Origin of the sequence: Ruegeria haliotis (assembly GCF_013377785.1) — a bacterium.
GTDB classification, from domain to species: domain Bacteria; phylum Pseudomonadota; class Alphaproteobacteria; order Rhodobacterales; family Rhodobacteraceae; genus Ruegeria; species Ruegeria haliotis.
In genome coordinates, this window is the sequence record NZ_JABXWT010000003.1 from 34,663 (window position 1) to 54,947 (window position 20,285).

Consider the following 20,285-nt stretch of genomic DNA (forward strand, 5'->3'; position numbering starts at 1 on the left):
CCAATCGGGGATCAACAAAGCTTGGTGGATTTTCTATCAACCTGCAAAAGACAGGCATATTCCTGTGCAAAAATTCAGGGCCTCGCGCACATCAAAAGTCGCACGAGGCCCCGTTTTCATTGGTTTTTCAGCTCATTCCGCGGGAACTGCGGTCACCTCGGTTGTCAGAGGGTGGCTGAGCTTGTTCAGCATTTCCTTCGGGCAAACCTGCAGGAAGTTGACTTTTTCCGCATCCCAGTGCTGAAGGATATCAGCGGCCTTCCGGCTGCCGGTCTCTGTTGCATGGCGTTTGATCAGCGCTTTCAGCTGCTCCTCCCAGTGATCAACCGAAACCGGGCAGGTCACCAGCGTCTCCATGTTCATCAGCACTTCGGCTTTGCATTCAGGGTCATAAAGGTAAGCCATGCCGCCGGTCATACCCGCACCAAAGTTAGCCCCAATGCCCCCCAGAATCACTGCGGTGCCGCCAGTCATGTATTCACAGCCGTTCGATCCGCACCCTTCGACCACCACCGTGGCGCCCGAGTTACGTACTGCGAACCGTTCCCCTGCACGGCCTGCCGCGAACAGGTGACCGTCGGTGGCGCCGTACAACACAGTATTGCCGATGATAGTATTTTCATCAGCTCTTAGCGGGCTGACCTGCGGCGGGCGCACAACGATGGTACCACCTGACAGCCCTTTGCCGACATAATCATTGGCGTCGCCCGATACTTCCAGCTTAAGCCCCGGAGCCGCAAACGCGCCCAACGACTGACCGGCCGAGCCTTGCAGTTTCACATGCAGGTGGTCGGGCTGGAACGTGTTCCGCATGCCGAAGTTTTGCACGATATGGCTGGACACCCGCGTACCCACGGTCCGATGAGTGTTCTGCACTGCATAAGACAGCTGCATCTTTTCGCCGTCCTTCAGGAACCGCGCCGCATCGCGCACAATTTCCGCGTCCAGCGTATCGGGCACCGCATTGCGATCCCTGTCGCGGTCATAGGCGATGTCATGCGCCCCATCGACCGTGATCAACAGTGGATTGAGGTCCAGATCATCCAGATGCGCCGAGCCGCGGCTAACCTGCGCCAGCAGATCGGCTCGCCCAATGATCTCATCGACCGAGCGCGCGCCAAGGCTGGCCAACAGTTCACGCACTTCCTGCGCATAGAAGGTGATCAGGTTGACCACCTTGTCGGCATTGCCGGTGAACTTGGCGCGCAGATCATCGTCCTGCGTACACACGCCGACCGGGCAGGTGTTGGACTGGCACTGACGTACCATGATACAACCCATCGCAATCAACGCAGCGGTGCCGATGCCGTATTCCTCGGCCCCCATCATCGCAGCCATGACGACGTCACGACCCGTACGCAATCCGCCATCGGTCCGTAGGGTTACGCGATCGCGCAAGTTGTTCATCGCCAGAACCTGATGCGCCTCGGTCAGGCCCATTTCCCACGGCAAACCTGCATATTTGATGCTGGTCGCGGGCGAGGCCCCGGTGCCACCATTGTGACCCGAGATCAGGATGATATCCGCCTTCGCCTTGGCCACACCGGCGGCAATGGTGCCGACACCCGATGACGCCACCAGTTTGACGGTCACCTTGCAGCGTGGGTTGATCTGTTTCAGGTCATAGATCAGCTGCGCCAGATCCTCGATCGAGTAAATGTCGTGATGCGGCGGTGGTGAAATCAGCATCACGCCTTTGGTCGAGTGCCGCAGACGCGCAATCAGATCGGTGACTTTCATCCCCGGCAATTGACCACCCTCACCGGGTTTTGCACCCTGCGCGACCTTGATCTCAAGCTCTTCGCACTGGTTCAGATACTCGGCGGTGACACCAAACCGGCCCGAAGCCACCTGTTTGATCTTGGCCGACGGGTTGTCGCCATTGGGTTCCGGCACGAAATGCGCGGGATCTTCACCGCCTTCGCCGGAATCAGATTTTGCACCAATCCGGTTCATCGCCACGTTCAGTGTCTTATGCGCCTCAGGGCTCAACGCGCCCAAGCTCATGCCTGGCGTGACAAAGCGTTTGCGGATCGAAGTGATCGATTCGACCTCTTCAATCGGCACTGGTTTGCCCAAAGGTTTGAAATCCATCAGGTCGCGCAGATGTATCGGCGGGTTAGACTGCATCTTTGCCGAATACTGTTTCCACAGCTCAAATGAGGCTCTGTTACAGGCCATTTGCATCATATGCATCGAGGTCGCTTCCCACGCGTGGGTCTCACCCAACTTCCGCGCTTTGTAGAAACCACCGATGGGCAGCACGTCCAGACCGATGTCCCATGCCTTGGCATGGATTTCCTCGGCCTTGGTCTGAATACCGGTGACGCCGATACCGGAAATCCGGCTGGTCATTCCGGGGAAGTATTCCGCCACCATGGCGCGGCTGAGGCCAACAGCCTCGAAGTTCAGACCGCCACGATAGGATGAGATCACCGAAATCCCCATCTTCGCCATGATCTTCAGAAGGCCTTGGTCAATCGCCTCGCGATAGCGGGCGACGTTTTCGGTCAGGGTGCCATCCAGCAACCCGCGATCAATGCGATCAGCCAGCGAATCTTCGGCCAGATAGGCGTTCACCACGGTCGCGCCACAACCGATCAGGACCGCAAAGTAATGCGGATCAACACATTCAGCAGACCGCACGTTCAGCGAGCAGAAAGTCCGCAGTCCCTGACGCGTAAGGTGCGAATGCACCGCGCTTGTGGCCAGGATCATGGGCATCGCCACACGACCTTCGCCTGAGTTCATGTCCGACAGCACCAGATGCCCAGCGCCGGAACGAACAGCTTCTTCAGCTTCGGCTCTAACACGGACCAACGCGGCGCTTAATGCACCTTGGCCGGGTTCAAAGCTACAATCGATCTCGGCCAGTGGCGCGTTGAGGTGCTCAACCAGCTCATCCCATTGCGCGTTACCGACGAACGGGCTTTCCAGCACGATGATCTCGGTTTGGCTGCTGTCTTCGTCCAGAACGTTCTTGAGGTTGCCGAACCGCGTCTTCAACGACATGACGCGATATTCTCGCAAACTGTCGATCGGCGGATTGGTCACCTGGCTGAAGTTCTGCCGGAAGAAATGGCTGAGCGGGCGGTATTGCTTGGACAAAACCGCAGACGGTGTGTCGTCCCCCATCGAGGCCAGCGCCTCTTTGCCATCTTCTGCCATTGGCGCGAGTATCTGCTCCAACTCTTCGACCGAATAGCCGGCCGAGATCTGACGCTTGCGCAGCTCTTCGCCCGAGAACATTGGCGTCTCGGTCACGCCTGCCAGCGCTTCGTCCAGATCGTTGATCTTGCCGACCCACTCGCCAAACGGCAGGGCGGCGGCCAGTTTGTCCTTGATCTGCTTGTCGCGGAACAACTTGCCCTTCTTCATGTCGACGGCCAGCATCTGGCCGGGGCCAAGCGCACCTTTTTCGGTCACGGTTGCCTCATCAATCGGCACCATACCCGCCTCAGACCCCGCGATGACAAGACCATCACCCGTCACTACATAGCGCATCGGGCGCAGACCGTTGCGATCGAGACCAGCACAGACCCAGCGCCCATCTGTCATCGCCAAAGCTGCGGGGCCATCCCATGGCTCCATCACCGAGTTGCAGTAGGAATACATGTCACGCCACGCCTGCGGCAGTTCCACTGCCTGCTTGGACCAGCTTTCCGGCACCAGCATGGTTTTTGCCATCGGGGCCGAACGGCCAGCACGTACCAGAACCTCGAAAACCGAGTCTAATGCGGCAGAATCCGATGATCCGCCCGCGATGATCGGTTTGATATCTTCGGCGTAATCGCCAAAGGTTGCCGAAGCCATGCGGATTTCATGGCTCTTCATCCAGTTGACGTTACCTCTCAGCGTGTTGATCTCACCATTATGTGCCAACATCCGGAAGGGTTGCGCCAGCCACCATTGCGGGAAGGTATTTGTAGAATAGCGCTGATGATAAATCGCAAACGCACTCTCAAAGCGTTCGTCCATCAGATCGGGATAGAAGACCGCAACCTGTTCGGCCAGCATCATGCCCTTGTAGATGATCGACCGACAGCTGAGCGATGCGAGATACAAACCAGAAATACCTGCGGACATCGCAGCTTTTTCAATGCGACGGCGGATCACGTAGAGCTCGCGCTCGAACGTATCTTCATCCACACCTTTGGAGTTCGAGATCAGGATCTGCTCGATCTCGGGGCGGGTGGCGTTGGCCTTATCACCCAAGCAGGTCACATCGACTGGCACATGCCGCCAACCATAGATGTAATAGCCCATGCGCAGGACTTCGGTCTCGACGATGGTCCGGCATTGTTCCTGCGCGCCAAAATCCGTGCGCGGCAAAAAGACCTGACCAACGGCAATCAGCTCATTCATGCGTGGTTCGTGCCCGGTGCGACGGATCTGATCGTAAAAGAACGGCACCGGAATTTGCACGTGAATGCCCGCACCGTCCCCGGTCTTACCGTCGGCGTCTACAGCCCCGCGGTGCCAGATCGCCTTGAGCGCGGCGATACCGGCATCAACAACCTTGCGGCTTTTCTTGCCATCAACGGAAACCACCAGGCCCACACCGCAAGAGGAATGCTCCTCTTCTTCGGAATAGAGACCGTTTCCAGCCATCCACTGACGTTTGGCTTCTTCGGCCCGCACCCAATCGGCATCATATTTTGTCATTGGTTGTCTCCTTCTTCCGGCGGGGCATACATGGCCATGACCTCAGCTTCGGTCATCTGCCGGCGTTCACCTTCGAACGCGTAGCCCTCGGGCTTTTTGTCAATAAAGAGTTCAAGCTGCAGCGGGTTACCTGTGGCGTTTTCGAACAGGCCCGCAGCCATTTGCGTCTGGCCATGCATCTCACCCGGCAGGGTTATCCTGTACCAAAGCGCCGAGCCACACTCGCTGCAAAAGGCGCGTTCCGCCCAGTCAGACGAGGTGAACGTCTTGACCGGCCCCAGCGCCGCATACCCTGGTTGCGCAGAAAACGTCACCAACATCGAGCTGGTCCAGCTGCGGCACATGTCACAATGGCAGGCCCCCAACGAATCGCGGGCCGGGGTGGCGGTTACGGTCACCGCGCCGCACATGCATTGTCCTTGCAATTCGGGCATTTGGACCCTCCTGTCGCTGGGGTGAATTGGGTATTACTCGGCTGCGATGACAGCTTTGCTGTTGAATTTGTCGAGGATCGCATCGGCGCAGTCGCGCCCGTCGCGGATGGCCCAGACCACCAGTGAGGCACCGCGCACGATATCCCCAATGGCATAAACGCCGTCCATTTCGGTCTCGCCGGTCTCGAATGCGGCCTTGACGGTACCCCAGCGGGTAATCGGCAGTTCGGGCTGACCGAACAGGGCGGGCAGGTCTTCGGGCTCAAAGCCAAGCGCCTTGATAACAAGGTCCGCGTCCTCGACATAATCAGCGCCCTCAATCACCTCGGGCGCCTGACGGCCCGTGGCGTCCGGCTGACCCAGACGCATTTTCTGCACCATGACGCCGGAGACACTGTCATCTCCGGTAAATCCCTTGGGCGCACTGAGCCATTCAAAGATCACGCCTTCTTCTTCGGCATTCTGAGTTTCGCGCTGCGATCCCGGCATATTGGCCCGATCACGGCGATACAGACATTTGACCGAGGTCGCCCCCTGACGGATCGACGTACGTACGCAATCCATCGCCGTGTCGCCGCCGCCAATCACAACGACTTTTTTACCTTCCGCGTTCAAGCGCCCATTGTCGAATTCTGCAACGGTGTCGCCAAAGCTTTTGCGGTTCGAAGCTGTCAGGAAGTCGATGGCCTTTTCGATCCCACCCAGACCGCTGCCCGGCATGGACAGGTCCCGGGACTTGTAGACCCCCGTGGCAATGATGACTGCATCGTGTTTCGCCCGAATCTCTGCGAACTTGTCCGCAGTCACGTCGCAGTTCAGAATAAAATCAACCCCACCATCGGCCAGCAAATCATTGCGGCGCTGCACGATGTCTTTTTCCAGCTTGAAACCCGGAATCCCGTACATCAACAAACCACCCGCGCGGTCGTGCCGATCATAGACGGTGACCTGAATGCCAGCTTGGCGCAGCATATCCGCTGCGGCCAGTCCGCCAGGGCCACCACCGATGATACCAACGCTTTCGGAACGTTCGGTTGTCGGCGAGACAGGCGTGACCCAGCCTTTGTCCCACGCGGTATCGGTGATGTATTTTTCAATCGTTCCGATGGTGACTGTGCCGTGGCCCGATTGCTCGATCACGCAGTTGCCCTCGCACAAACGGTCCTGTGGGCAGATACGACCGCAGATCTCGGGGAACGTGTTGGTCGCCTGGCTGGTCTGATACGCCTCTTCCAACCGCCCGGTGGCTGTCAGGCGCAACCAGTCGGGGATATTGTTGTGCAGCGGGCAATGCGACTGACAATAGGGTACACCGCACTGGCTACAGCGGCTGGCCTGCTCGGCCGCCTTTTCGGCCGCAAATTCGGCATAGATCTCGTCAAAGTCTTCCTTGCGGTCAGTAGCGGCACGCTTTTCCGGCATGACGCGGTCGATCTGCACAAATTTCAGCATCGGTTGCTTGGCCACGGGTCAGACTCCATGAATTGGCTTGGTCGGATCTCTTTACGGGATGGTTATACGAATTAAAAGTCAATTATGCTGACCTAAAATGAAAAATACTTGAGGATCTCGCCAACCATATAGAATTTCTTCGTGTTTTTAGGTCCGAATCGGATCTATCTGTGTGCTTTCCTTTTCTTCAACACACTTATACCCATTGAACGCAAACAACACGTGATGGCAGCACGGCAGGGCAGATGAGTCTTTTTCACTTGATTCTCGTGGCGATCATTCAGGGAATTACTGAGTTTTTGCCAATATCGTCATCGGGCCATCTGATCTTGTTGCCCAGCCTCACAGGCTTGGACGATCAGGGACAGGCTATTGATGTCGCTGTGCATGTCGGCACGCTGGGTGCCGTCGTCCTGTATTTCTGGTCAGACGTCAAACAGGCCATCGCCGGGGTGCCGCAGGCGCTGACCGGTCGCACAGACACCCCGCAGGCACGGCTGGCGCTGGGTTTGATCGTTGCCACGATTCCGACTGTGATTGTGGGCTTGCTGCTGTACCTCACAGGGCTGAGCGCGGCCATGCGGTCCGTCGCCGTGATCGGCTGGACAATGCTGGGATTCGGCCTTTTGCTGTATTGGATGGACCAGAAGGGTCAGCAAACCAAAGAGGCCGGGGATTGGGGCCTGCGCGATGCGGTTATCATGGGGCTGTGGCAAGTTCTGGCGCTTATTCCGGGCACGTCGCGGTCCGGCATTACAATCACTGGCGCGCGCCAATTGGGATATACCCGCGAGGATGGCGCCAGGATCGCCATGCTGATGTCAATCCCGACGATTCTGGCGTCAGGGGTCTTGTTGTCAGTGGATGTTGTCCGCGAGGCTAATACTGAATTGGCCAAAGATGGCGCCATCGCCGCCGTCTTTGCCTTTGTTTCCGCCCTGCTGGCATTAACCCTGATGATGCGGCTGTTGCGCAGCGTCAGCTTTACGCCTTACGTCATTTACCGCGTAATTCTGGGCATCATATTGCTGGTGATCGCCTATAGCTGATCAGGTCCGCAGGTTACTGGCTGAATTCTGGATGTCGTCGTATTGACCCGCGGGACGGAACTTCCACAGATATTCAGGCAGAATGGACTCGAGCGTTGTCGGTTCAATCCCCAGATCAGCGAATTTTTTCGCGCCTTCCGACACCACGTTGTCGCGGCGCAGGTTCTTCAGTTGATCACGTGTCAGGACGTGGTTGGGAAACAGCTGAAAGCTGACGAATTTAACAATATCCAACACACCGGCCATAAGCCGCCCCATCAGAAATGGCATTCCGATGATCACGCGACGACGATAAATTACGTCCAGCATCTGCTGCATCAGCGCGCGGAACGTTTTCACCTCGGGGCCACCCAGTTCGTAAACGCCCGGCGCAGCCTGACCAAGAACACCCGCTACAGCCGCCTGAGCGACGTCATCGACATAGACAGGCTGGAATTTTGTCTCTGCGCCCACCAGCGGCAGGAACGGGCTCAGACGGGTCATTGCGGCGAAGCGGTTAAAGAACTGATCTTCGGTACCGAAAATGACCGAGGGGCGCAGGATCACGGCATCGGGCATATGCGCCAGAACACCAGCCTCGCCTTGCGCCTTGGTACGGGAATATTCGCTGTCAGATTCTGCGTCTGCGCCAATGGCGGATACATGCACCATACGCGCGACGCCCTGTTCAGCAGCCAACCTCGCGACCCGTCCGGCCCCTTCGGCCTGTACGGCGCCAAACTCATTGTTGCCCAATTCATTCAGAACACCGACGCAATTGACGACCGTATCTGCGCCCCGCATCGCCGACGCGACCGAGGCATCGTCACGAATATTGCACAAGACCGGCTCAACCTGACCTACAACACCGTAGGGTCTGACGAAGATGGCCTCGTTGGGACGTCGCACCGCCACCCGCACACGCCACCCTTCACTCGCCATGCGCCGCGCGATGTAGCGACCGACAAAACCCGATCCGCCGTAAATCGTGACCAGTTTGGACATGAGAGCGCTCCTGCTGAGTATATGCGCCCTAGAACTAACGCTGTGGTAGCCATCGAACAAGGCGCTAATTCGCCGCGTGCGCCTCAAGAATCACACCCAAAGTTACCGGGCCTTCGGGACGAGCAGTGGGATTCAAAAAACTTTCAGAAAACTTCCCGAATCTGGTTGACGCTCCTCGCCAGTGGGCTTAAACGCCCCTCCACGACACCTGCCCAGGTGGCGGAATGGTAGACGCGCTAGCTTCAGGTGCTAGTGTCTGTATGGACGTGGAGGTTCGAGTCCTCTCCTGGGCACCATTTCTTCCGAAATCAAAAGTTTCTTGCCGCTTTTAGCGAAGATAACGCCCGTGTCACGCTTGTTGATCATACACCTCCGGGTATTATCGCCCCAATGACACGGCTCGGCGGGATACACCGATTGGCGCTGTCGTTGTTCACACACCCAAAATTGCAATGCGGGCCAGGGCACAGCCCCAGCCCTGAATCACGATACGGATTGCTCAGAAACGATCTCGCCGAAGCGGGTAAAGAACTTGCCGGACAACTTCTTGGCCGTTCCCGCGATCAACCGGCTGCCCAGTTGCGCGATCTTGCCGCCGACATCAACCTTTGCGGTGTAGGCAAGTACGGTTTCGGCGCCGTCTTCGGTCAACGTCACCTCGGCGCCGCCCTTGGCAAACCCGGCGGCGCCGCCTTTGCCTTCTCCGGTCAGGGAAAATCCGTTTGGTGCGTTCGATGTGTCCAGCGTCACCTCTCCTGCAAACCGCGCTTTGACCGGGCCGACCTTCAAAACCACCTTGGCCTCAAGCTCTTGGGCTGAGTTCTGGGTCAGCTCTTCGCAGCCCGGAATACACTCACGCAGAATCTCCGGGTCGTTCAGGGCACGGTAAACAACATCGCGCGGTGCCGTGATGCGGATTTCGTCACTCAGTTCCATTCATGTTTCCTTTGTTAACAACATCTTGGATAAACCAGAAGCGCCGCCTCGGTCGCTTCTTCCGGGGTCAGCTCGGGACATTTCGGCCAGAGGGCCCTCAGTCGCTTACGCAGATTTTTCATCATGGTTTGCCTTCCGGGTTTTATCAGTATTCCGCCAGTTTATGATTTCGGCCAGGATCGACAGGGCGATTTCATGCGGGTCGATGGCGTGGATATCCAACCCGGCCGGAGATTTGAGCCGCGCCACGCGCAGCGGGTCCATGCCCTGCGCGATCAGTTTCGCCGCCAGCACTTCTGCCTTCCTGCGGCTGGCCACCATCGACACCCGCACCGCGTCGGTCTCCAACGCGGCCTGCAATGCTTGCCCGTCACCGTGCCCCTGCGATGCCACAACGACAAAATCCCGGGTTTCGATTCCCAGATCCGATACAGTATCCGATGAAAACCGCACGTATTCCGGGCTTGGCGCCGCCCCATCTGACAGACAAATCCGAAATCCAGCCAGCGCACCGTGGGCCGCCAGAGCTGCTGCGATGGGCGACTCGCCGAAAATCACCAACCGTGGTGCATGTTGATAGGGCTCAACCAACAGATCGACCGTGCCGCCCGACGGGCAACCGCTTTTGAAAGTCTGCACGCCATCCGGGTCCGTCATATTCACCACCGTTTTCGAAGGTTTCACGCGGATCATTTGCGGCGCGCCACTGGCCAATGCCTGCCGGGCCGAGGTCAGCACCGCCCTTTGCACACAGGCCCCACCCAGATGCCCCAATATCTGGCCATCCCGCGTGATCGCAGCCTTGCCGCCAGCCTTGGCCGATGTTGCATCCGCCGTCCGCAGAACCGTTGTCACACAGAACGCATCCCCTGTTTCGCGCAGCTGTTCAATGGTATCGAATATGTCGAAATTTGCCATTCCGGGCTCCTTTCACAGTTTGCGGAACTGCGGTTCCAGCGCAGCGAGAGCTTCAAGAGTGTTCGCGTGCAGATGCGCATCCAGATACGGTTCAGCAGCCTGCATCGCAGCGGCGATAGGTTGATAGTTTTGCCACCCTTTCAGGGGATTCAGCCAAACGATCCGTCGGCCCTTACGACGGATACGCGCCAGGACATTGCCCAGCGCCTCAGGGTTCGAACTGCAATACCCATCCGACAGAATCAAAACGATGGTGCGCCCATTCAATGCCCGCGCGCCATAACCCGTCAGAAAGGTCTCCAGACTACCCGAGATATCGGTGCCGCCGCCGAAGCCTTCGGCCATAAGCGACAATCTCCCGGCAGCGCGCACGGAATCGTGGTCGCGCAGCGCATCGGTGACGCGGATCAACCGTGTGTGGAACAGATAGGCATCCGCCTCGGTCCCACTGCCGATCAGCCCCTTCAGAAAAGCCAGAAAGACGCGCGAATAAACGGTCATCGAGCCGCTGACATCGCATAAGGCCACAATCCGCATTGGGCGCGGTGGCCGGGTGCGGCGGTACAGATCAAGCGGCTCACCACCACGGGCCAGACTGGCGCGTTGTATCCGTCGCATGTCCAGCGCCGATCCCCTAAGCGCCCGTTTTCGTCTGCGTGATCGCCGGTCGCGAATAGCACGGGCGAGCGTCAAAGCAGCCATTTCAGCCTTGTTTAGGGTCTCTTCATCCATTATCTCGCGCAGATCCTGGCGCGACAGGTTGGCCGTACGGGTCGCAATCAACTTGCCATCTGCCCCTTCAGCCTCCCCATCACCCGGATCAGACGTGGTGGCCTCATCCGTTTCGGTTTGAGTGTCTTCCAGATCCTGACTTTGGTGCTGCCAGATCATCGGTTTGGCTGATTGCACCCGAACATGTGCGGTCTGCGCCGTACCTGCCCGTTGTTTTCCCACATTGAACCAATAGGCGTCGAACAGCTCATCAAATCGAAGCCAGTCATCGGCGTCGCTGGCGAGTAAAACACATAAAGCCTGACGCGCCTGTTCCACATCCGTTGCCTCAATCTCGGACAAGACCGCAAGGGCTTCTCCGGTTTCTTGCGGTCCAACACGTAGCCCGTTCATCCGCAGATGCGCAATGAAGCCAGACATACGATCCGCCAATCCAGCGGCGCGCGAGGGGAACCGGGTGACCTGCATCATGCCACCTTTCCGATCAGCCGATCCAAAACCTCGGGCGGGGCGGCATCATAATCGGCTGCGGTCTTTAGCAAGCAAACCAGCGTTGCCTGTACGTCGTCTCGTGATTTAGCAAGGTCATTGACCCCCAACCCGGACAGAGCAGCCGCCCAATCCAGCATCTCGGCAATACCCGGAGTTTTTTCCAGATCCTCTTGGCGCAAAGACTGCACGACACCAACAATCTGACGAGCCAGACGTCCTTCGACCTCGGGCATACGGGCTTGCAGGATCGCCATCTCTGTTTCGCGCGATGGGTAGCTCAGGAAGCTGTAAAGGCACCGTCGGCGTAATGCGTCCGACAGGTCGCGGGTCCCGTTTGCAGTCAGGATGACAATCGGCCTCGACCGCGCCTTGATCGTGCCAAGCTCGGGGATGGTGATCTGGAAATCGGACAGGATTTCGAGAAGATAGGCCTCGAATTCCTCATCCGCCCGATCAATCTCGTCGATCAGCAGAACCGGGGGTTTCTCTTCGCTTATCGCCTCTAACAAAGGCCGTTTCAGCAGATACTCATCCGAGAACAGCTGCGCCTCGCCAACCCCGCCCTGTGCTTCACTCGCACGGATGGCCAGCAACTGTCGCTGATAGTTCCATTCATAGATGGCGTGACTGGCGTCTAGCCCTTCGTAGCATTGCAGCCGGATCAGCCGCGTATCGCGCCACGCCGCCACCGCCTTGGCAACTTCGGTCTTGCCCACGCCAGCAGGTCCTTCCAACAACAAGGGACGCCCCAGCGCCTGCGCCAGATGAAGCGCCATAGCCAGCCGGTCATCAGCGACATAGCCCTGCGCGGCCAACCCATTTTGCACGTCACTCAAAGTCAAAACCAGGATCCTATCTTCATCTGGCCAAAAATACCTCGGGGGAGGTTCGGAGGGGGCAGCGCCCCCTCCGTTCGGTCGGATCGGCGTCAGCCGGTTCGAAACCGATTACCCGTGCATCCCCAGATTATTGGCAATCTTCCAGATGCGCCAATGATCATGCGGCATATGGCTCTGAACCAAACCAAAGGGTCGGAACGCATCATGCACCGCGTTGGAAAACGCAGGCACACCGCCTACATTCGGGCTTTCGCCCACACCTTTCGCGCCAATCGGATGATGCGGGGACGGCGTCACCGTATGATCGGTTGTATAGTTCGGCGTCTCCCACGCGGTTGGAATGAAGAAGTCCATCAGCGTGCCGGTCTTGATGTTACCCATCTCATCATAGGCGATTTCTTGTCCCATCGCGATGGCCAGCGCCTCGGTCACACCGCCATGAACCTGCCCTTCGATGATCATTGGGTTGATCCGTGTGCCACAATCGTCCAGCGCATAGAACTGCCGGACCTCCCATTCGCCAGTATCCACGTCGATCTCCATGACACAGATATAGGCCCCGAACGGATAGGTCATGTTCGGCGGGTCATAATAGCTGACCGCCTCCAGACCGGGTTCCAGCCCCGGAATGGCTTGGTTATAGGCGGCGAAAGCGATCTCCTTCATGGTCTTGAACCGCTCGGGCGCACCTTTGACGGCGAACCGATCGACATCCCATTCGACGTCGTTGTCATGCACTTCCAGCAAATAGGCCGCAATCATCTGCGCCTTGGCGCGGATCTTGCGGGCTGCCATGGCGGTCGCGGCACCTGCCACGGGGGTCGAGCGAGACCCATACGTGCCCAACCCATAAGGCGCGGTGTCGGTATCGCCTTCCTCCAGCGTAATGTCATCGGCGGGCAGGCCAATCTCGCTGGCGATGATCTGGGCAAAGGTCGTGGCATGACCCTGACCCTGACTGATCGTCCCAAGCCGCGCGATGGCCGACCCAGTCGGATGGATACGGATTTCACAGCTATCGAACATGCCCAAGCCGAGGATATCGCAGTTTTTCACCGGTCCGGCACCGACGATCTCAGTGAAATGCGTCAGGCCAATCCCCAGCACCTTACGGGTCTTACCAGCCTTGAAGTCTTCGACCCGTTGCGCCTGTTCTGCCCGAAGACTGTCATAGTCCACAGCCTTCAGCGCCTTTTCCCAAGCGGTGTGGTAATCGCCCGAGTCATATTCCCAGCCCAGCGCAGACTGATACGGGAACTGATCCGCTTTGATGAAGTTGATCCGGCGCAGCTCTGCCGCGTCCATGTTCAGCTTGATGGCCAGAACTTCGATCATCCGCTCGATGAAATAGGCGGCCTCGGTCACGCGGAAGGAACAGCGATAAGCCACGCCCCCCGGCGCCTTGTTCGTGTAAACACCGTCCACGGCTAGGTAGGCCATAGGGATATCATAGGACCCGGTGCATATATTCATGAACCCAGCCGGAAACTTGGTCGGATCGGCACAAGCGTCAAAACCGCCATGGTCGGCCGTCGTATGACACCAAAGGCCGGTGATCTTGCCCTCTTTGGTTGCAGCGATCTTGCCCTGCATCCAGTAGTCGCGGGCAAAGGCGGTGGACATCAGGTTTTCCATCCGGTCCTCGACCCACTTCACCGGCTTACCGGTGACAATCGAGGCCACAACTGAGCAGACATAGCCCGCATAGGCCCCAACTTTGTTGCCAAACCCACCACCGATATCGGGGCTGATGACACGGATGTTGTGCTCGGCAATGCCCGAGATCAATGACACAACCGTCCGGATCGCGTGCGGCGCCTGAAAGGTTCCGTACAACGTCAGCTTGCCGGTCACCTTGTCCATGCTGGCCACAGACCCGCAGGTTTCCAGCGGACAGGGATGGGTGCGGTGGTAATAGACCATCTCTTCGGCGACCACGTCAGCCTCGGCCAGAACAGCCTCGGTCGCGTCTTTGTCACCCTGCTCCCATGTGAAGATATGGTTGTGGTGTTTGCGGGGCCCATGGGCGCCCTCGGTCTGACCCTCAAGGTCTTCGCGCAGGACGACATCGGATTTCAGCGACTCGAACGGGTCGGTGATGACGGGCAGTTCCTCGTAATCCACATCGACCAGTTCGGCGGCATCCGCCGCGATATAACGGTCTTCGGCCACGACAAAAGCGACCTCCTGACCCTGAAACAGCACTTTGCCATCGGCCAGAACCATCTGTTTGTCACCGGCCAGTGTCGGCATCCAATGCAGGCCCAGCGGCGCAAGATCTTCGGCAGTCAGCACAGCGATCACACCGGGCAGCGCAAGTGCTGCCTCTTTGTTCACGCTTTTAACGCGCGCGTGTGCGTAGGGTGAGCGGACGAAATCACCAAACAGCATCCCGTCCATCTTGATGTCGTCAACGTAATTGCCCTTGCCTTGGGTAAAGCGCACGTCTTCGACGCGTTTGCGGGCGCAGCCCATCCCTTTGAGATTGGCGGCGCGTTCTTCGGCGGTCAGGGTCTGATCGTTCATTCCGCAGCCTCCTTCTGAGCATTCAGCATGTCCGCCGAAGCCGCTATGGCCTTGACGATGTTCTGGTATCCGGTGCAGCGGCAGAGATTGCCTGCCATACCAAAGCGGATGTCCTCTTCGGTCGGGTTCGGGTTTTCCTGCAGCAGGCGATGGGCGCGGGTGATCATGCCCGGCGTGCAGAAGCCGCATTGCAGCCCGTGATGTTCGCGAAACATCTCTTGCAACACACCAAGGCTGCCATCGTCATTGGTCAGCCCTTCGACGGTGGTGATATCGGCCCCGTTCACCTGCGCCACAAAGGCGGTACAGGATTTGACCGACTTACCGTCGATATCCACCGTGCAGGCGCCGCAGTGGCTGGTTTCACAGCCAATATGGGGGCCGGTGATTTTCAGATCTTCCCGCAAGAAGTGAATAAGTAGCGTGCGCGGCTCGGCCAGCCCTTCGACCTCGCGTCCGTTCACGGTCAGTTTTACATGCATTTTCGACATCGTTGATCCTCCCTCAACCCGCGCGGCTTGATGCGCGGTCGATGGCGCGACGCAACATCACGGCGGCCACATGTTTCTTGAATTCGACGGGGCCCCGGTTGTCCTCAACCGGATCGATGGCATCCAGCATTGCGGCCACACAGCCCTCAATGTTGCCACCAGCCAGCCACGCACCTGCCTCTTCGGACCAGATCGGCGTGTCAGCCAGATTGGTCATCGCGACCGAGGCCTGCCCGTTGCCAATCATCACAGCCGCCGCAGCGGTCGCATAGTCACCAATCTTGCGCTTTTGCTTCTCATAGGCCTGCCCGACACCGGCACCCGGCTTGGGGATCGAGATACGAGTCAGTATCTCTTCGTCCTCGCGAGCGGTGAAATACGCGGCCTCGTAGAAATCGCGCGCCGCAACGCTGCGGATGCCATCGGGGCCAGAAAGCTCGAAACTGGCATTGAGGCATTGCATTAACCCCGGCATGTCATTGCCCGGATCGCCGTTGGCAACATTGCCACCAATTGTACCGACGTAACGAACCTGCGGATCGGCGATCTGCAAAGCGGCCTCGCGGATCAGAGGGACAGCGACCGCAAGACCATCATGGGTTATCATCTCGTGCTGCGTCACCATCGCACCCAGCGTGATGGTCTCGGCGCCGATATCGATGCCCTTCAGTTCGTCGATTCCCTGAAGATCGACCAGATGACCCATTTCGGCCATGCGCAGTTTCATCATCGGAATCAGGCTGTGCCCGCCCGCAATAACGCGCGCCTCGTCTCCGTGTTCCTGCAGAATGCCGATTGCCGAGGCGATGTCGCCTGGCCGGTGATACTCGAATCCGGCTGGTATCATAGTTTTCCTCCCTGGGTCGTCCAGTTCAATCGCCTGGGGTCTGGACCACAGCAAAGGCGGTTACGCCGACCCCGTTCCAGCACGTGGAAACGGGGAGCGCGGTCTGTTTCACGAAATGCGAATAAGCTGCACGAGCTGCGATCAGAGGCCCAGCGCGTCGCGAATGTCATTCAGGCGGGATCGACTGACCGGGACCTTGGTCAATGCGTCAACGCCGTCAAAATAGCAGGTGCCGTTATCCTTGTGCCGCTCAAAACTGGACACGAATTTCGGATTGACCAGATAACTGCGATGCGCCCGCAAAAACCCATCCGATGTCAGGCGCGTTTCAGCCTCAGTGATGGACCAGGGGCAGAACAGCTTCTCCGCATCCATGTAGAGGACAGTGTAATGGCCTTCTGCACGGACGGCGGCGATCATTGCAGGTTCGGCAAAAAATGTCTGACCTTCCCGCTCGAACGGAATGCCTGCGCGCAGCACAGCGGCGGGTTCGGATTCAGGTTCGGGCGCATGCTCGGGTACGATTTTGGGTTCGGGTCCGATGACTGTGATCCCCGTCAGCAAAAAACCCCCGCAGATCAGAAAGACCGAAACCGTCACACCCATCGCCAAAACCTGATTGTTCAACGCCGGTCCAGCACCGCCGGTGGAGTCGCCAACCACGAAATCGGTCAGTCCGGTTGCAATGAAATGCATGGCGAACACGGCCACGGCGAAACAAACGGTGCCCAACAGGATGTTGCGATGCGTGCGGCTGTCATACGCGATCCAGATCGCCAGCACCGAAAGGAGCACCGAGGCCACGGTCGACAAGATCACGTCGAAAGCACTATGGACCGGACGGCAGAGCTGCATCCCGGCCATCCCGATATAGTGCATCGAGACAATACCCAGCCCAACAATAACCCCCGCCCCCACCATGACGGGCATTGTGCGGGGTCGGAAATGCAGCAGCAACAATGCCAGCCCGACCATCAAGATCGCGACCAGCGCGGAAATCAGGGTGATCAGGGCGTCATAGTAAAAAAGGATTGGCAGTTGCAGGCCCAGCATGGCAACGAAATGCATTGACCAAATGCCACCACCCAGCACCACGGCGGACAATGCGACGGTAAGCTTGCGCCTCTGATTACCCAGCTTCGATGCGCCATGCGTCAGATATAGACCGGTAAAGGCAGCCATCATGATCACGGCCAAAGAGGTCGCCACCAGCCAGGCGTTATGTGAATAGTCCAACATTTGGGTTTGAACGCCCTCCCCGACGCGAGGGAAACGTTAGCAAACAGAATTGTCTGGCACAATCACCCGACGGCCCGGAACAATTAAGCGTGTTTTTCGACCTCGCCCTCAGCCGGTTCGACATCCAACTCGATCACTTGGGGTTCATCAGTCACTTCATCCTCTGCTGCCTCGGCAGATTCGGACTGATCTTCCAACGCGCCAACAATCAGCGGCAGCATGTGCACGCCTGTGGCACTGGCGATTTCAGGAGTTTGCGGCGTTTGCCAGCTGAGCGTATCAAAGCTGTGACAGTTGTGGCAAACAGGCGCCCATTCAACCTGAATATCATGGCAGTTGTCACACACCCACTGCGGTCCGCGCGGCGCGTTCAACGCCTTTGCCAACCATCCCTGTACCACCGCATCCGAGGAGCCTTCGCCGCGTTCAACTGCGGCCATCAAGGTATAGGCACGGGCATCGCCCTTTTCCTCTACGATATCACCCAGGGCACGACGGGCTTCGGGGAAGTCTTCTGCCACGATATTCAGCTCGGCCAGTATCAGACGGGTTTCCATATTCTGAGGATGGATACGGGTCAGCGCGGTAAAGCGCTTTATCCGATCCTGCGGGGTTTCGTCCGGTGCGATTTCAGCAAAGGCATGAGCCAGATCGGGGTGGGGTTGAGCCTCCCACGCCTTTTTCAGGATCTTGGTCGCGGGCCGGGGTTTGCCTTTTTCGATATAGGCCCGCGCAGCCATGGCAGCGGCAGGAACCAGGTCAGGCGACAGGCGGTTGGCCTCAATCGCGTGCTCCTGCTGTGCTACCGTAGCCGTGTCATCCAGAATGCCCTTGGCCTCGGACAGGGCCAATACCGCATCCCGGCGTTTGAACACATCCCTTGGTAGGTAGCCCGCTTTCAATTTCGACGTCAGCGTCGACCGCGCCCCGGCCCAGTCCTGAGCCTTGGTTTGCAGGTTCAGAAGGACGTCCTGTGTTTCCTGATGGCGTGGCTTGATCGCCAGCGCCTTTTCCGCCAGCTTGCGCGCGGTTTCGTCATCACCTTCGGCCAGTTTCTGTTTCATGATGCCGCGCACGCCAACAAAACGCGTCGCATTGTTTGCAACCAGCTTTTTGTAAGTGTCAGAGGCTTTTTGGGTATCCCCGGTCATCTCTGCCGCCTGCGCCACCAACAGATTGGTCAGTTCCGGCTTGTTCAACAGTTTCTCGGCCTTGCTGGCCTTGGTCATCGCCACGCGGCCTTCGCCGGATGCCAGTGCCATCACGCCATCAGCCAGCGCCTGATACCCGCGTTGTTCGCGGCTGCGGTCGAAATAGCGTGACAGCGCTGTTTCGTCCCCGTTGAGAAACTTGAGCGTGGCGATCAGCAGGCTGAGCAGCTTGAAAAACAGCCAAACTGCAAAGACCAGCAAACCCAGTACAATAACCGACTGGAGCGGACCCAGAGTGTATTCGGTCCCCGCGACGGTGATCTGCACACCGCCGCTGGTCTGCATCAGGAATTGAGCGCCAAGGGCCAGCAGGCCAATAATCGCAACAAAAACAAGGATCTTAAACAATGACCACAGCATGGCAGGTCCTTCAGTTCGAGTTCAGGCTTGAAGCAAGCGTATTTGCGGCATCGACGGCAGACACCCGTGTCTGGGCCGCCTGCTCCCAATCGGCCAACGCGGCTTGCGCCGCTTCGGGCAAGGATTTGAGTTCGCTCAGCGCCTTGGACAAATCTCCGTCGGCCAGTGCAGCTTGCGCCCGCGACAGGACCGCATCGGGATCATCACCGTCCTGTGGCGTCACAGACCGTGCTCCGGTCTGACGTTGCAGAAAAGCAACCAGGCCCGTGCCCTTATCCGCATCCCGCGCTTCTGCCAGCGCCGACCGGGCTGCCGGCGCAAATGAGGCACGTAAAGCGGACAGTGTTTCAACACCTTTTTCGGCAGGCGTCGACAACGCGTCGGGCACATCAACCCCACCCGCTTTCAACTCGTCGACCAACTCATCATAGCGCTGACCCCCATCCAACTGACCATGCAGGCGAGAGAGGATAGCGGCGTTGGTGGCCGCACGCGCTTCGGCCGAGGCCTTCGCTTCTAACGCTTGCGCATCAGTAACCATCTTCTCTACTTCGCTGCGTTGTGCGGCCAGTGAATCCCGCAGCTTCTCCAGTTCTGCCTCAAAGGCCGCAGTTGCCTCGGGGGACACGTTTGCCTCGATTGGATTCTTCTCAAGCGCAGAGAGCCGGTCCGCCAGGGGCCCAATCTGATTGCTCAGGGTTTCCACACTGGTCTTCACCGCAGTCAGATCGGTTTCAACCGGCGTCAACTTGTCCGACAGCACCTTGACCTGATCCGACAGATCTGAGGGAGCAGACGTATCCGCCAGAGTTTTCGACAATTTGGCAATCTGATCAGATTGATCCGCCAGCTTGGTTTCAAGCGCGGCAATTGCATCGGTTGGGTCGGTGCCTCCGGACGGGATCAGATCACCACGTCCGGCAACAAATCCAACTGCCGCAGCGATCACGCCACCGATCAGCGCGGGTACAAACCCGCCGCGCTTTTCCACAATGCGTTCGACGACTTTTTCCTCGGCCAGTTCTGGGACGGCTTCGGCTTCGGCTTCGGCTTCGGCTTCGGCTTCGGCTTCGGCTTCGGCTTCGGCTTCGGCTTCGGCTTCGGCTTCGG

At 58.3% G+C, this 20,285-nt stretch carries 15 protein-coding genes and 1 tRNA gene; 2 read left to right on the forward strand and 14 right to left on the reverse strand.

All coding sequences use genetic code 11. The features are described from left to right. Positions 1–132: 132 nt before the first annotated feature. From gltB to HW561_RS08710, 3 genes are read right to left on the reverse strand one after another with little or no spacing between them, the layout of a single operon-like run. On the reverse strand, positions 133–4,665 hold the full coding sequence (gene gltB, locus HW561_RS08700; RefSeq protein WP_176863756.1) for a glutamate synthase large subunit: 4,533 nt from the start codon (positions 4,663–4,665) through the stop codon (positions 133–135). Next, positions 4,662–5,099 (reverse strand): GFA family protein, encoded by a 438-nt coding sequence (locus HW561_RS08705; RefSeq protein WP_176863758.1) that lies wholly within the window; start codon positions 5,097–5,099, stop codon positions 4,662–4,664. The genes gltB and HW561_RS08705 overlap by 4 nt, the downstream gene beginning before the upstream one ends. 33 nt (positions 5,100–5,132) lie before the next feature. Continuing rightward, positions 5,133–6,566, reverse strand: a complete 1,434-nt coding sequence (locus HW561_RS08710; protein ID WP_176863759.1) for an NAD(P)-dependent oxidoreductase — start codon at positions 6,564–6,566, stop codon at positions 5,133–5,135. 230 nt (positions 6,567–6,796) lie between these two features. Here HW561_RS08710 and HW561_RS08715 point away from each other — a divergent pair, with 230 nt between their 5' ends. Then, the gene (locus tag HW561_RS08715; protein ID WP_176863761.1) at positions 6,797–7,600 is read left to right on the forward strand and encodes an undecaprenyl-diphosphate phosphatase; all 804 of its coding nucleotides are present in this window, start codon (positions 6,797–6,799) and stop codon (positions 7,598–7,600) included. Here the strand turns inward: HW561_RS08715 and HW561_RS08720 are convergent, their stop codons facing one another. Next, positions 7,601–8,584 (reverse strand): complex I NDUFA9 subunit family protein, encoded by a 984-nt coding sequence (locus HW561_RS08720; RefSeq protein ID WP_176863764.1) that lies wholly within the window; start codon positions 8,582–8,584, stop codon positions 7,601–7,603. 210 nt (positions 8,585–8,794) lie between these two features. Between HW561_RS08720 and HW561_RS08725 the strand changes: the two genes are divergently transcribed. Next, positions 8,795–8,880 (forward strand) — tRNA-Leu (locus tag HW561_RS08725). Between the two features lie 187 nt (positions 8,881–9,067). Here HW561_RS08725 and HW561_RS08730 read toward each other — a convergent pair. From HW561_RS08730 to HW561_RS08775, 10 genes are all read right to left on the reverse strand, one after another. Then, positions 9,068–9,520: an SRPBCC family protein gene (locus tag HW561_RS08730; RefSeq protein WP_176863766.1), complete on the reverse strand. Its 453-nt coding sequence runs from the start codon at positions 9,518–9,520 to the stop codon at positions 9,068–9,070. Positions 9,521–9,625: 105 nt separating this feature from the next. After that, positions 9,626–10,438 (reverse strand): XdhC family protein, encoded by an 813-nt coding sequence (locus HW561_RS08735; RefSeq protein WP_176863768.1) that lies wholly within the window; start codon positions 10,436–10,438, stop codon positions 9,626–9,628. Positions 10,439–10,450: 12 nt separating this feature from the next. Continuing rightward, positions 10,451–11,641, reverse strand: coding sequence for a vWA domain-containing protein (locus tag HW561_RS08740; protein ID WP_235962846.1), 1,191 nt, complete (start codon positions 11,639–11,641; stop codon positions 10,451–10,453). Then, a complete protein-coding gene (locus HW561_RS08745) occupies positions 11,638–12,504 on the reverse strand; it encodes an AAA family ATPase (protein WP_176863770.1) in 867 nt (288 codons plus the stop codon). Before HW561_RS08745 ends, HW561_RS08740 begins: the two co-directional genes overlap by 4 nt. A gap of 105 nt (positions 12,505–12,609) precedes the next feature. Further along, positions 12,610–15,027 carry an aerobic carbon-monoxide dehydrogenase large subunit gene (locus tag HW561_RS08750; RefSeq protein WP_176863772.1) on the reverse strand — a complete coding sequence of 806 codons (2,418 nt, stop codon included), beginning with the start codon at positions 15,025–15,027 and terminating at the stop codon, positions 12,610–12,612. Continuing rightward, complete coding sequence (locus HW561_RS08755; protein WP_176863774.1) at positions 15,024–15,518, reverse strand: (2Fe-2S)-binding protein; 495 nt, start codon at positions 15,516–15,518, stop codon at positions 15,024–15,026. Before HW561_RS08755 ends, HW561_RS08750 begins: the two co-directional genes overlap by 4 nt. 13 nt (positions 15,519–15,531) lie before the next feature. Beyond that, a complete protein-coding gene (locus HW561_RS08760; RefSeq protein ID WP_176863776.1) occupies positions 15,532–16,365 on the reverse strand; it encodes an FAD binding domain-containing protein in 834 nt (277 codons plus the stop codon). Positions 16,366–16,506: 141 nt separating this feature from the next. Then, the gene (locus HW561_RS08765) at positions 16,507–17,604 is read right to left on the reverse strand and encodes an MHYT domain-containing protein (RefSeq protein WP_176863777.1); all 1,098 of its coding nucleotides are present in this window, start codon (positions 17,602–17,604) and stop codon (positions 16,507–16,509) included. A gap of 83 nt (positions 17,605–17,687) precedes the next feature. Further along, positions 17,688–19,175, reverse strand: coding sequence for a heme biosynthesis protein HemY (locus HW561_RS08770; RefSeq protein ID WP_176863779.1), 1,488 nt, complete (start codon positions 19,173–19,175; stop codon positions 17,688–17,690). 10 nt (positions 19,176–19,185) lie between these two features. Then, positions 19,186–20,285 (reverse strand): COG4223 family protein (locus HW561_RS08775; protein ID WP_211198574.1); only part of this gene is annotated, 1,100 nt, incomplete at its 5' end.